Raw genomic sequence first — 13,570 nt, 5'->3', positions numbered from 1 at the left:
GGGTTTTTTTTCTCTGTGTCAAACCACTTATATCTTTAAGAATGAAGTCCAAGACTCGTGACATAATAAAGCTATAGGATTTAAGTGAAAGGGGTTGGCATAGTGGATAATGCACCATTACCAAATGAAAATGAAGGCAGGCAGGAAGGTAAGAATTCAACTTTAATCGAAAAGATCCAGCAGCTGGGGACTACAAATGTCCCGCAACTATCTCAGGACTCAAAAATCCATTGTTTGACGATCATTGGACAAATTGAAGGACATATGCAGCTGCCACCTCAAAATAAAACGACCAAATATGAACATGTTATTCCACAAATTGTAGCAATTGAGCAAAACCCTAATATTGAGGGGCTACTAGTCATTTTAAATACAGTGGGTGGAGATGTTGAAGCAGGACTAGCCATTGCAGAGATGCTGGCGTCCCTATCAAAGCCGACAGTGTCGATTGTACTTGGGGGCGGACATTCGATCGGTGTGCCTATTGCGGTTTCGTGTGACCATTCCTATATAGCTGAAACCGCGACGATGACGATTCATCCCATTCGTTTGACAGGCCTGGTCATTGGGGTGCCTCAGACCTTTGAATACCTCGATAAAATGCAGGAAAGGGTCATTAAATTTGTTACACGACACTCCAATGTCACGGAAGAAAGCTTTAAGGATTTAATGTTTGCTAAAGGAAATCTAACCCGTGATATTGGTACGAATGTAATCGGGTCGGAGGCAGTTGAAATCGGTATGATCGATGATGTTGGAGGAGTGGGCCAAGCCATGAGAAAACTAAATAGCTTCATGGAAGAAAGAAGGCCAAAAATAGCAAGCGAAGAGGAGGGGCTTCTTCAATGACGCTCTATACGATCGTTCCTGATGAAATTATTTTCCCTCATCATCACGAGAAGACGGCGAACCTGATAGAAATGATCTATAATGGTGTACATGTCATGGTAGAACATGATGGCGGACGTACGTTTCGCATCGATCGAATAGTGAGCACGGATCCTGTAGATTATATGAATGTACACATTCAGCCAGGGGCTGTCATCAATATGTTCGAACAGATGAATAGCAGGTAGTAACGACTAACTAAGGAAAATTATGATATACTGGAGTGAAAATCAGCAGCCGCTTGGCTGCTTTATTCATTTTGTGGGCAAATTGTCCTTCTCATATAGAAATGGTATATATATCAAGGACAAGGTCATTTTTATTTGGTATAATCAAGGAGCGAACGTTTGTTTTGTGAAGGGAAATCACGATGTAATGTTGAATAGGAATGTTAGAATAGTTTCATGAAGAATCAGGTGATATTATGGCAAAGAAGAAACACAGAAAAAAGAAAAGTACAGAGAAATTAAAAATAACGCTTAAATATGAATTGATTGGCTTGACCTTGATAGGGTTAGCTATCATTGCCATTGCCAAGCTTGGAGCAGTGGGAAACGGGTCGGTCCTTTTAATCCGCTTCTTTATGGGGGAATGGTATATCCTCTTTTTGTTGGGTGCGATTGCTGCCGGTTTCTATTTGATGATTAAGAGAGAGGTCCCATACCTGTTAAAACGGCAGTTGATCGGTACGTACTTCCTTGTTGCGAGCATGCTCTTGCTAAGTCATGTAACACTGTTTAACATGCTTGCAGATGGAGGTCCGTTCACGAAGCCGAGCGTCATTTCGAATACGTGGGAATTATTCTGGATGGAAGTGACAGGCAAGGCCAGCTCGAAGGATCTTGGAGGCGGTATGATTGGAGCGATATTATTTGCTGCTTCTTACTTTTTATTCGACGAAGCTGGTTCGAAAATCGTTTCATTCCTTTTTATCATTGTAGGGGCCGTGCTATTGACAGGGAAAACATTAGGTGAAACCCTTGGAAAGTTTTTCATGGGTCTTGGAGGCTTTTTCAAAAGTCAATGGTCAGCGTTCAGAGATGATGTGAAAACATGGAATGTAGACAAAAAAGAAAAGAAAAAAAATCCCGTGAAAAAGAAAAAACGAGAAAAAGATCCGGTTGAAGAAACGGATCAGAACCCTCATCAAGAAGAGGAAACACAGCAAATGGCAACGGAACGGATCATTTCTAGTTTTGCTGATAAAGCCTATAGCGATGAAGCGGAAATAATTCCGGTTGCAGCAGAACCTGAAGCTGTAAGTACAGAGGACCAGGATGATGCCGTACTGCCTATGAATTTTACGGAAGTGGAAAATAAAGAATATCTATTACCGCCGCTCTCTTTATTATTGCAGCCCCAAAAAACGGACCAAAGCGGAGAGTATCAATTAATTCATGAAAATGCGGCAAAACTTGAACGCACCTTCCATAGCTTTGGCGTGAAAGCGAGGGTCACGCAAGTTCATTTAGGCCCTGCCGTAACGAAATATGAAGTGCATCCGGATGTAGGGGTGAAGGTAAGTAAAATTGTCAGCCTATCCGATGACTTGGCCCTAGCGCTTGCCGCAAAGGATATTCGGATCGAAGCTCCGATTCCCGGTAAATCAGCTATTGGCATAGAGGTACCTAACTCCGAAGTGGCGATGGTGTCATTAAGGGAAGTTTTAGAAGCGAAAGAAGTTGACAAGCCTGACGCAAAACTACAAATAGGTTTAGGTCGAAATATTTCTGGTGAAGCGGTTAAGGCGGAGCTCAATAAAATGCCCCATTTACTAGTGGCTGGAGCAACAGGAAGTGGGAAATCCGTTTGTATCAATGGCATTATCACGAGTATCTTGATGCGGGCAAAACCGCATGAAGTGAAAATGATGATGATCGATCCAAAGATGGTAGAGTTAAATGTTTATAATGGAATTCCGCATTTACTCGCACCTGTCGTGACGAATCCAAAGAAAGCTGCACAGGCTTTGCAAAAAGTGGTCAGTGAAATGGAACGCCGATACGAACTATTTTCTCATACAGGTACGCGTAATATTGAAGGGTACAACGATTATATCAACCGGTATAATATTGAAGAAGATGCCAAACAACCACTTTTGCCTTATATCGTAGTCATTGTCGATGAGCTGGCTGATTTGATGATGGTCGCCTCAAATGATGTAGAGGATGCCATCACACGACTTGCACAAATGGCGAGGGCTGCAGGCATCCATTTGATAATAGCCACTCAGCGGCCTTCCGTCGATGTCATAACAGGGGTCATTAAAGCGAACATCCCTTCTCGAATTGCTTTTAGTGTCTCATCAATGACCGATTCGAGAACGATCCTGGATATGGGCGGAGCCGAAAAACTGTTGGGTCGGGGTGACATGCTTTTCTTGCCTGCAGGAGCTTCAAAACCGGTCCGGGTCCAAGGGGCCTTTTTATCAGACAATGAAGTTGAGGAAGTTGTCACATATGTAATTTCACAGCAAAAGGCACAATATAACGAAGAGATGATACCGGATGAAATTGCAGAAACTTCAAATGGTGAAGTCGAAGATAGTTTATATGATGATGCGGTATCCCTGATTTTAGAAATGCAGACGGCATCAGTTTCCATGCTGCAGCGTCGTTTCCGAATCGGTTATACGCGGGCAGCAAGACTTATTGATGAAATGGAAGCAAGGGGAATTGTTGGTCCATATGAAGGCAGTAAGCCGCGAAATGTATTGGTGGCTAAAGATGAACAAGACGAAGCGCATTTATCATAGCTAAAAAAAAAACCGGGCCATGGCCCGGTTTTTAATTATTCATCGCTTCGTCTAAATGTTTAAGGCAAAAGTCGGTAATCATCGCTTCTTCATCTTCCTCTAAATCGAATTCGAGCGCACCTTCATTCCCTTTTTCAAATATATCATATTTAATCAGTTTGCCTATTTGCTCTTCAACTACAAATAGTACCCGGATATATAAACCATTTTCTGAAAAGAGCTCATCCTCTTCCGGCACTTCAATATCTAAGAACAACTCGTAACGCTCCCCGGTTAAAATACCAAATGGATCATTCAATTTTTCAATACTGTATTCTGTAATGTTTAACATCATGTGTACATCCCTTCAAAGAAGATAATCCTATTATACAGGAAATCGGTATCTTGAACAGAAAGCTGGCTACAATCAGTTTGCATTTTTTTATTTGATTTTTATCTGATTTAGGAGAATAATCGTACAATTAATCAAGCCTTGTCTAGATTGAAAGACACAGATGAGGGTAATTTCTCCTAAATTCTTTTTAAGTAAATAGTAAAACACTATTTATTTATATCAAAAAAAATGTTATATTATTTTCGATTAGTAGGAATGATTCAACATCAGAGGTCTGATGTCTTAAGAAATTAGCTGGGGGAAACTTTATGTCAATAAAATCAGATAGTCGACATTTATATTTGCAGGTCATTGATTACCTGAAGCAGGATATTGAAGCAGGGGTCTATCAGGAAAATGAAAAATTCCCTTCTGAATTCGATCTTGCAAAAAAACTGGGTGTGAGTAGGGCTACACTTCGAGAAGCGCTGCGAATTTTAGAGGAAGAAAACATCATCATTCGCCGCCATGGAGTTGGGACTTTTGTCAATCCAAAACCTCGGTTCTCATCAGGTATCGAGCAATTAAAAAGTGTCACGAACATGATTGAAGAGGCAGGGATGAAGCCGGGTACGATTTTCTTAAGCTCGACGGCTCAAGAACCAACAGATGAGGATTTACGCAGGTTTACCTGTTCACCAGAAGAACGCATCGTCATCATCGAACGTGTTAGGACAGCGAATGGCGAGCCGGTTGTCTACTGTGTCGACAAAATTCCTGAATCAATACTATCAGAAAATTTTGACCGTAATGATGAGTCTCTTTTGGATATTTTGGAAAGAGATGCACATCGGAAAATTACGCATGCCGTAGCAGAGATTGAACCTATTGGATATCATGAGAAAGTTTCTCCTATCCTTAAATGTTCACCGGAAGCCGCACTACTCGTTCTAAAGCAGATGCATCTGGATGATTGGGACCAGCCTATCCTGTATTCTGTTAACTACTTTAAAGCCAATATGTTCAGTTTCCATGTTCTCCGCAAACGAGTGTAATCCATAACTCTTGCATACGGGTGAATGCAAGCGTTTGTTCCAAATTCATACGTATGTAAAAAAATTTAACGAGAAGTGAAAACGCAAACATAAATGACTTTTCAGAACATTCCTGCTCAAAAAAACTATGCATTTTAGGGGGAAAAAATTTGAAAAAGCGCAAATTAGGTCTAGCTCTTTCACTTGTTCTTGCAGCCGGTACGTTATTGGGAGCATGTGGTAATTCAGAGAATGACGATAAAGAATCCTCAAATGGTAAAGGCAACAAAGATAACTTTACAGTTGCCATGGTAACAGATACTGGCGGAGTGGATGACGAGTCGTTCAACCAATCGGCTTGGAAAGGTATTCAGGAATTCGGTAAGGACAATGGTTTGGAAAAAGGTAAAGATGGCTTTAACTACCTGCAATCTAAATCTGATGCTGACTATGCTAAAAACCTGAATACACTTGTACGTGAAGATTACAAACTTATTTACGGTATTGGATTTCTTTTAGCTGAAGCAGTTGGTGAAGTGGCTGACCAACGTCCTGATTCTAACTTTGCTATCGTGGATACAGTTGTAGATAAAAAGAATGTTGCCAGCATTAATTTTAAAGAGCAACAAGGATCATTCCTTGTAGGTGTAATTGCCGGATTGCAAACGAAAACAAACAAGGTCGGTTTTATCGGCGGAGTTGAATCTGAATTAATCAAGAAATTCGAAATTGGCTTTAAGGCTGGGGTTTTATCTGTAAATCCGGATGCGAAAGTGGAAGTTAAATATGCCGGAGATTTCAATAAAGCAGACATTGGTAAATCCACTGCAGGTTCCATGTATTCTTCAGGTATCGATATCATATATCATGCTGCTGGCGGAACTGGAAAAGGTGTATTTACAGAAGCTGTCGAGCAAAAACAAAAAGATCCTAAGAGAGAAATCTATGTTATCGGTGTAGATAGCGATCAAGCTAAATTAGGAGCTGTTCCTGGAACAGACGACAACGTTACTTTAACTTCTATGATAAAACGTGTTGATGTTGCAGTTAAAGACCTTTCTACGAAAGCCAAAGAAGGAAACTTCCCAGGTGGAGAAGTTATCGAATACGGTATCAAAGAAAATGGTGTAGGCATTTCTGATACAAAAGATAACGTAACTGAAGAATCTTTAAAAGCGGTCGAAGAATGGACAGAGAAAATTAAATCAGGTGAATTCGTAGTTCCTGGTACGGATAAAGAATTCAAAAAACTTGGTTTATAAGTTGTAATTGAAGAGAGAATAGGGAGGCAGAATTGCCCTCTATTCTTTCTTTTCCTAAAAAAATGCGCTTGGCACTGTAAAATATCGAATGAAAAACTATGATAGATTCGTAGTTTTTCATTTGGTTTTTTTCAAAAAAATCAATAAGGTAAGATATCAATTTATTAATTAAGAATATTTACACTCATTTTAGGAGTTGATAATACGTGGAATATGTAATTGAGATGCTCAATATCCGTAAGGAATTCCCAGGCATCGTCGCAAATGATAACGTTACCCTTCAGGTTAAAAAAGGGGAGATTCACGCATTATTAGGTGAGAATGGCGCGGGAAAATCCACATTGATGAATGTTTTATTCGGCTTATACCAGCCAGAGCAGGGAGAAATTCGTGTGAATGGTGAGCCAGTCAAGATTACCAGTCCAAACATTGCCAATGAATTAGGGATTGGAATGGTCCATCAGCATTTTATGCTCGTTGACCCTTTTACTGTAACAGAAAATATCATATTAGGAAAAGAACCATCAAAGGCTGGTAAGATCGATTTAAAAGAAGCGAGTGAGGAAGTTAGGAAACTATCAGAACAATATCAGCTTCGGGTCGACCCCTATGCAAAGATAGCCGATATTTCAATAGGGATGCAGCAACGTGTTGAAATCCTAAAGACACTCTACCGTGGTGCGGAGATATTGATTTTTGATGAACCAACCGCTGTTCTGACTCCTCAAGAAATCAAGGAACTGATTTTTATAATGAAAGCTCTTATCAAAGAGGGGAAATCTATCATTTTAATTACACACAAACTTAAAGAGATCATGGAGGTTTGTGACCGCGTAACGGTTATACGCAAAGGGCAAGGAATCGGTACAGTGAATGTCAGCGAAACGAACCCTAACGAATTGGCCAGCTTAATGGTCGGTAGGGAAGTTTTATTTAAGACGGAAAAAACGGCAGCTGCTCCTTCTGATGTCGTTCTCGAAGTTCGGGAACTTGAAGTCAAGGATCCACGTGGCGTTTCAGCTGTTCGGAACTTGGATTTAACTGTCCGTGCAGGAGAAATTGTCGGAATCGCTGGAGTGGATGGAAATGGTCAATCCGAATTAATTGAAGCATTGGCTGGTCTAAGGAAGACAACAGCAGGTTCCATAAAGTTAAATGGAAAAGAAATCAGTAATCTGAAGCCACGTAAAATCACGGAATCGGGCGTTGGTCATATTCCAGAAGACAGGCATAAGCATGGTTTGGTTCTTGATTACAGCATTGGGGAAAATATTGTCCTGCAAACCTACTATCAACAGCCTTTCTCAAAAGCTGGTATCTTGAACTCAAAGAAAATATTTGAAAAAGCCCGTTCATTGATCAAAAGTTACGATGTTCGTACTCCGAGTGAATATACCCCGGCAAGGGCGCTTTCTGGCGGCAATCAGCAAAAAGCAATCATCGGTCGTGAAGTTGATAGGAACCCGGATTTATTGATTGCGGCACAACCTACACGCGGGCTTGATGTGGGTGCGATTGAGTTTATCCATAAACGCCTGATTGAACAGCGGGATGCAGGAAAAGCGGTACTCCTCATATCATTTGAATTGGAAGAAATCATGAATGTGAGCGATAAAATTGCCGTTATATACGAAGGGGAAATCGTCGCAATCGTCGATCCGAAAGAAACGACTGAACAGGAGCTTGGCCTTCTTATGGCCGGCAGTAAACGGACGGAAGCAGGTGGAAAACAACATGTCTAAGTATTTATCTAAATTAACGAGTCCGTTAATAGCAGTTATCCTCGGCTTGGTCGTTGGGGCCATAATCATGTTGGTAAGCGGCTATGACCCAGTTGCCGGCTATGGCTCCATGGTTAATGGAATTATTGGGGATTCTTATTATGTAGGGGAATCCGTCAGGACAATCATCCCTTATATCCTTGCTGGTTTGGCAGTGGCCTTTGCATTTCGTACGGGCCTATTCAATATCGGGGTAGAAGGGCAATTAATAGTTGGCTGGCTGGCTGCGGTTTGGGTCGGAATCGCTTTTGAGCTTCCAAGGATCATCCATTTGCCGTTGGCGATCTTAGCTGGTGCAGCTGCGGGCGCATTGTGGGCATTCATCCCTGGATATTTAAAAGCGAAGTTCCGTGTACATGAAGTAATCGTTTCTATCATGTTGAATTATACAGCTTTATATGTAACGAATTATTTAATTCGGAATGTACTGACTGACAAGCTGGATAAAACAGAAAGAATTGCAGATACAGCATCACTGCGTTCTCCTTTTTTTGAAAGCATTACCGATTTTTCCCGGATGCATTGGGGAATAGTCGTAGCAATTATATGCGTAATCATCATGTGGTTCATTCTTGAAAGAACAAAAACGGGCTTTGAACTGAAAGCGGTTGGTTTCAATCAGCACGCGTCCGAATATGCAGGGATGAGTGTAAATAAGAACATCATCCTTTCCATGGTTATTTCTGGTGCTTTTGCAGGACTTGCGGGTGCGATGGAAGGCCTTGGAACTTTCGGTTATGCAGCGGTCAAAGGCGGGTTCACAGGTATGGGCTTTGACGGGATTGCAGTAGCCTTACTAGGGGCGAATACAGCTATTGGGGTTGTTCTGGCCGCCTTATTATTTGGGGGACTGAAAGCAGGTGCCTTAAATATGCCGTTAGAAACCGGCATACCAAGTGAAATTGTAGATATTGTCATAGCGTTGATTATTTTCTTTGTCGCATCCAGTTATTTTATTCGTTGGATTGCCGCTCGATTTAAGAAAGGGGTGAAATAAGTGGATTTTTACCAAGTACTGCAAATAATTATTCCATCCATGATTGCTCTAGCTGCTCCACTTATTTTTACTTCACTCGGAGGGGTGTTTTCTGAACGGGCAGGTGTCATAAACATCGGTTTAGAAGGATTGATGGTCATTGGTGCCTTTACAGGGATCGTCTTTAACTTAATGTTTGCTGATGTCTTTGGCGAATGGACTCCGTGGCTTGCCGTCTTAGCGGCAATGATTGCCGGATTACTGTTTTCCATTCTACACGCTGTGGCATGCATTACGTTCAGGGCAGACCAAACGGTTAGTGGGGTCGCCATCAACTTGTTGGCAGTAGGTCTAACCATGTTTTTGGTGAAGCTGATTTTTGACAAAGGTCAAACTGATAGGATCACAGAAACATTCCCAAGGATTGATGTTCCGTTACTAAGTGATATTCCATTTATAGGACCTATCTTTTTCGCAAATGGGTATTATATCGTTTATATAGCGATCCTAATATCGTTTGTAGTTTGGTATGTACTTTATAAAACACCATTTGGATTAAGGATCCGTGCAGTGGGGGAGCATCCGATGGCTGCTGACACGATGGGTGTCAATGTTACGAAAATCCGTTATGCCGCCGTTTTATTATCAGGTGCTTTTGGCGGTATCGGCGGAGCGATTTATGCTACCATCTTTTCGAATGAATTCAATCATGCGACAATCAATGGTCAAGGGTTCATGGCCATTGCCGCTATGATATTTGGTAAATGGCACCCAATCGGGGCAATGGGTGCAGCACTATTCTTTGGTTTGGCTCAAAGTTTAAGCATCGTTGGCTCGAGCCTTCCTTTCTTCAAGGATATTCCATCTGTTTACCTCTTGATCGCTCCTTATGTTCTGACGATCATTGCACTAACTGGTTTCATTGGACGTGCAGATGCTCCAAAAGCATCTGGACAGCCTTACATTAAAGGGAAAAGATAAGTAATTTGACCGGTCAGCAAATTGTGCTGACCGGTTTTTCCTTATGTGAAAGCTTAAGATTGGGGCCGCAATTCAAAAAAAGTAGCTGTAACTTGCATGATTTTTCCTTTCACATGTATATTTTAAGTAGATGTTTAAAAGGGTTCCGATCTACAAACAATAAGCTAATAAAGGTTATTTATATAATGAGGAGGATTATTCATGTCAATTGCTTCCGATACTATTACGGAAAAAAGCGGCTACAAGCTTCATGTGGTCCGTACGGATAAATATAAAACGAATACTCTCGTACTGAAGATGAAAGCACCATTGACAAAAGAGGACGTTACATATCGTGCATTGCTGCCATATGTATTACAAAGCAATACAAGTAAATATCCTACAACTCCCGAGCTTCGATCTTATCTAGATGATTTGTATGGGGCAGGGTTTTATGTTGATGTGGCTAAAAAAGGTGAATATCAAATCATAAGTTTTACAATCGATATCGTCAATGAAAAATTCCTTAGTGATTCCACCCCGCTTCTCGAAAAGGCTTTTGGATTATTATCCGAGGTAATCTTTCACCCGAAGCAGAATGGAGAAGCTTTTGACTCTAAGACGGTTTCCAATGAAATCCGTTCTTTAAGGCAGCGGATACAATCCATTTCCGATGATAAAATGCGATATTCAGCTACAAGGCTTGTCGAGGAAATGTGTAAAAACGAACCATATGCTCTTGAGGCGAGCGGTAATCTGCAAGACTTGGAAACGATAACGCCCGAGTCGCTTTTCACCTATTATAAAAAAATGCTGACTGAAGATGAAATCGATTTATATGTGATCGGCGACATCGATGAATCAGAAGTGGAAGCTCTAGCTGACAAGTATGTGTCACTAAAAGAACGGGTGCAGGTGAGCCCGCCAAGGAATACGAGTAAGAACGTGGATGAGGAAAAAGAAATCATTGAAAATTCAGATGTGAAACAAGGGAAATTGAATATTGGTTATCGAACCAATATTGCATATGGTGACCCGGAATATTATGCACTTCAGCTCTTCAATGGGATTTTTGGTGGTTTTTCACATTCAAAACTTTTCATTAATGTAAGGGAGAAAGCCAGCCTTGCTTATTACGCAGCTTCGAGGCTCGAAAGTCATAAAGGCCTGTTAATGGTCATGGCGGGCATTGAAAATGCAAACTACAAGCAGGCACTGGAGATCATTCACGCACAAATGAATGAAATGAAGCAAGGGAACTTTTCCGAAGAAGAACTCGAACAAACGAAGGCGGTCGTAAAGAACCAGCTCTTGGAAACCATTGACGTGTCGAGAGGACTAGTGGAAATTTTATATCATAATGTGATTTCCGGCTTGGATATTTCACTAGACGACTGGTTTGCAAAGACAGAGCGGACGACAAAGGAAGAAATCGTTGCCGTTGGTCAAAAGATTCAGCTTGATACGATTTATTTCCTAACAGAAGCGGAGGTGCAAGGGTAATGGAGAAAATTGCATTCACACAATTAAAAGAAGAACTTTACCATGAAAAAATGGAGAATGGCCTAGAAGTATATATTCTTCCGAAAAAAGGGTTCAATAAATCATTTGCGACGTTTACGACAAATTATGGTTCGATCGATAACCATTTCAAACCATTGAATCAAAAGGAATTCTCTAAAGTGCCTGATGGAATTGCCCATTTTCTTGAACATAAGCTTTTTGAAAAGGAAGATGGTGATGTTTTTCAGCAATTTTCAAAGCAGGGAGCATCTGCAAATGCTTTTACTTCTTTTACCCGTACGGCCTACTTATTTTCAAGCACGTCCGATTTCAATCGAAATCTAACGACCTTAATCGACTTTGTCCAGGATCCTTACTTTTCGGAAAAAACGGTAGAAAAGGAAAAAGGAATCATTGGTCAGGAAATTAATATGTATGATGATAATTCAGACTGGCGGTTATACTTCGGTACGATAGCCAACATGTATCATAAACATCCGGTGAAAATTGATATTGCCGGTACTGTAGAATCCATAGCCGATATTACGAAAGATATGCTTTACGAATGCTATAATACGTTTTATCATCCTAGCAACATGCTGTTATTTGTTGTAGGACCGGTAGATGTCGAGAGTACGATGAAGTTGATCAGGGATAATCAAAACAATAAAGGGTACAAAGAACAGCCCGAGGTGGAACGTAAATTCGCTGAAGAGCCGGAAACCGTTGCAAAGGATAGGGAAATCTTGAAGATGAATGTCCAGACACCGAAAGTGATGCTGGGGATCAAGGCCACCAATGTTCATCAATCAGGTTCACAGCTTTTGAAAAGGGAATTGGCGACCAATATTTATTTGGAAATGCTGTTCGGCAAGAGTTCACCTTTGCATGAGGAACTGTACGAGAAAGGGCTGATCGATCAAAGCTTCTCCTATGATTATACACAGGAGCAGGGTTTTGGCTTTGCGTTGATTGGCGGGGACAGTGCAAAACCCGAAGAATTGACAGAGGCTTTATTCGGGATATTGCAAAAATCCAAAGCTGGAACCGGGTTGAATGAAGAAAGCCTGCAAAGGACGATTAAGAAAAGAATCGGTTCTTTCCTTCGTTCTCTGAATTCCCCGGAATATATCGCGAATCAATTCACCCGATATGCATTCAACGATATGAACTTGTTTGATGTGGTATCGGTATTGGAAAAACTAACGATCGAAGATATCAGGAACATCGCCAAGGACTTAATATCCGATGAACGGATGACCGTCTGTCAGGTACTTCCTAAATAAAATAAAAAAGGGGGCGGGAATGTGGGGAAACGTTATGCCCTTATTACTGGTGCCAGTGGAGGAATCGGCAGGGAAATAGCTATCAAGCTCGCCGAAGAGAATTATTCACTTTACTTACATTATAACAACAACGAAGAAGCAATCCTGGAATTAATTGAGGAACTGAAACCTCATCAAGTTGAACTTATTCCGGTTCAAGCTGATTTAGCTACACCGGACGGATACAAGAAATTGGCGGATAATATTTTTGCCCTTCATGCCATTGTCCTTAATAGCGGTAATAGCTATTATGGGCTCATCTCCGATATGGATGAGAAAATCGTGAATGAAATGGTCCAGTTACATGTAACGAGCCCTTTCCAATTAACAAAGGAACTGCTTCCCAAGTTGATGTACCAAGAACAGGCTGCTATTGTTGCAGTCACATCCATTTGGGGACAGACGGGTGCATCTTGTGAGGTCCTATATTCAATGGTCAAGGGCAGCCAAAATGCGTTTATCAAGGCACTGAGCAAAGAAGTATCGCTTAATGGAATCCGGGTGAATGCCGTTGCCCCCGGTGCGATTTCAACGTCGATGCTCGAAACCTTCAGTGCTGAAGATTTGGAGATCATCAAAGGCGATATCCCGATGGGCAGGATGGGCAATTCGAAAGAAGTCGCCGAGGCCGTTTTCTTTCTGCTTTCTGACAAGTCATCTTATATCACCGGACAAATCTTAGGCGTAAATGGTGGATGGTACACATGATTTTTTTATGACATGTATAATTTCCTCGGTTCCTTCACAAAATATATATGTACTATTTTGAAGGA

12 protein-coding genes are annotated in these 13,570 nt (G+C 41.2%); 11 read left to right on the top strand and 1 reads right to left on the bottom strand.

What is annotated here, in order from left to right:
• Positions 1–99 precede the first annotated feature (99 nt).
• The 3 genes from ACQKMH_RS11490 to ACQKMH_RS11480 all read left to right on the top strand — a co-directional run bounded on the left by ACQKMH_RS11490 (position 100) and on the right by ACQKMH_RS11480 (position 3,643).
• Complete coding sequence (locus tag ACQKMH_RS11490; protein ID WP_427588484.1) at positions 100–849, top strand: ClpP family protease; 750 nt, start codon at positions 100–102, stop codon at positions 847–849.
• Positions 846–1,076, top strand: coding sequence for a YlzJ-like family protein (locus tag ACQKMH_RS11485; protein ID WP_427587617.1), 231 nt, complete (start codon positions 846–848; stop codon positions 1,074–1,076). Before ACQKMH_RS11490 ends, ACQKMH_RS11485 begins: the two co-directional genes overlap by 4 nt.
• A gap of 236 nt (positions 1,077–1,312) precedes the next feature.
• Positions 1,313–3,643 (top strand): DNA translocase FtsK, encoded by a 2,331-nt coding sequence (locus ACQKMH_RS11480; protein ID WP_427587616.1) that lies wholly within the window; start codon positions 1,313–1,315, stop codon positions 3,641–3,643.
• A gap of 31 nt (positions 3,644–3,674) precedes the next feature.
• On the opposite strand, the gene ACQKMH_RS11475 is transcribed toward ACQKMH_RS11480, so the two are convergent.
• A complete protein-coding gene (locus ACQKMH_RS11475) occupies positions 3,675–3,977 on the bottom strand; it encodes a DUF6509 family protein (protein WP_427587615.1) in 303 nt (100 codons plus the stop codon).
• A 308-nt stretch (positions 3,978–4,285) separates the two neighbouring features.
• On the opposite strand from ACQKMH_RS11475, the gene ACQKMH_RS11470 reads away from it, so the two are divergent.
• The 8 genes from ACQKMH_RS11470 to ymfI all read left to right on the top strand — a co-directional run bounded on the left by ACQKMH_RS11470 (position 4,286) and on the right by ymfI (position 13,505).
• Complete coding sequence (locus ACQKMH_RS11470) at positions 4,286–5,011, top strand: GntR family transcriptional regulator (RefSeq protein ID WP_427587613.1); 726 nt, start codon at positions 4,286–4,288, stop codon at positions 5,009–5,011.
• Positions 5,012–5,160: 149 nt separating this feature from the next.
• A complete protein-coding gene (locus ACQKMH_RS11465) occupies positions 5,161–6,252 on the top strand; it encodes a BMP family lipoprotein (protein WP_427587612.1) in 1,092 nt (363 codons plus the stop codon).
• 206 nt (positions 6,253–6,458) lie between these two features.
• Complete coding sequence (locus tag ACQKMH_RS11460) at positions 6,459–7,994, top strand: ABC transporter ATP-binding protein (protein ID WP_427587611.1); 1,536 nt, start codon at positions 6,459–6,461, stop codon at positions 7,992–7,994.
• The gene (locus ACQKMH_RS11455; protein WP_098370972.1) at positions 7,987–9,030 is read left to right on the top strand and encodes an ABC transporter permease; all 1,044 of its coding nucleotides are present in this window, start codon (positions 7,987–7,989) and stop codon (positions 9,028–9,030) included. Before ACQKMH_RS11460 ends, ACQKMH_RS11455 begins: the two co-directional genes overlap by 8 nt.
• Positions 9,031–9,990 carry an ABC transporter permease gene (locus tag ACQKMH_RS11450; protein WP_094246576.1) on the top strand — a complete coding sequence of 320 codons (960 nt, stop codon included), beginning with the start codon at positions 9,031–9,033 and terminating at the stop codon, positions 9,988–9,990. It abuts the gene before it with no gap.
• 201 nt (positions 9,991–10,191) lie between these two features.
• Entirely contained in the window at positions 10,192–11,472 is a 1,281-nt protein-coding gene (gene yfmF / locus ACQKMH_RS11445) for an EF-P 5-aminopentanol modification-associated protein YfmF (protein ID WP_427587610.1), read from the top strand.
• Positions 11,472–12,758: an EF-P 5-aminopentanol modification-associated protein YfmH gene (yfmH, locus tag ACQKMH_RS11440; protein WP_427587609.1), complete on the top strand. Its 1,287-nt coding sequence runs from the start codon at positions 11,472–11,474 to the stop codon at positions 12,756–12,758. The genes yfmF and yfmH overlap by 1 nt, the downstream gene beginning before the upstream one ends.
• Positions 12,759–12,779: 21 nt before the next feature.
• A complete protein-coding gene (gene ymfI / locus ACQKMH_RS11435; RefSeq protein WP_427587608.1) occupies positions 12,780–13,505 on the top strand; it encodes an elongation factor P 5-aminopentanone reductase in 726 nt (241 codons plus the stop codon).
• Positions 13,506–13,570: the final 65 nt, after the last annotated feature.

The organism is Peribacillus sp. NPDC097895 (assembly GCF_050277555.1).
Lineage (GTDB): Bacteria > Bacillota > Bacilli > Bacillales > DSM-1321 > Peribacillus.
Note: the sequence above shows the minus strand (reverse complement) of the source record. Positions and strands in the feature narration are given on the sequence as shown.

What these genes read in the sequence shown, in the direction of transcription:
- ACQKMH_RS11485 (WP_427587617.1), top strand. Translation starts at nt 846, where the DNA reads ATGACGCTCTATACGATCGTTCCTGATGAAATTATTTTCCCTCATCAT.
- ACQKMH_RS11480 (WP_427587616.1), top strand. Translation starts at nt 1,313, where the DNA reads ATGGCAAAGAAGAAACACAGAAAAAAGAAAAGTACAGAGAAATTAAAA.
- ACQKMH_RS11475 (WP_427587615.1), bottom strand. Translation starts at nt 3,977, where the DNA reads ATGATGTTAAACATTACAGAATACAGTATTGAAAAATTGAATGATCCA.
- ACQKMH_RS11470 (WP_427587613.1), top strand. Translation starts at nt 4,286, where the DNA reads ATGTCAATAAAATCAGATAGTCGACATTTATATTTGCAGGTCATTGAT.
- ACQKMH_RS11455 (WP_098370972.1), top strand. Translation starts at nt 7,987, where the DNA reads ATGTCTAAGTATTTATCTAAATTAACGAGTCCGTTAATAGCAGTTATC.
- yfmF (WP_427587610.1), top strand. Translation starts at nt 10,192, where the DNA reads ATGTCAATTGCTTCCGATACTATTACGGAAAAAAGCGGCTACAAGCTT.
- yfmH (WP_427587609.1), top strand. Translation starts at nt 11,472, where the DNA reads ATGGAGAAAATTGCATTCACACAATTAAAAGAAGAACTTTACCATGAA.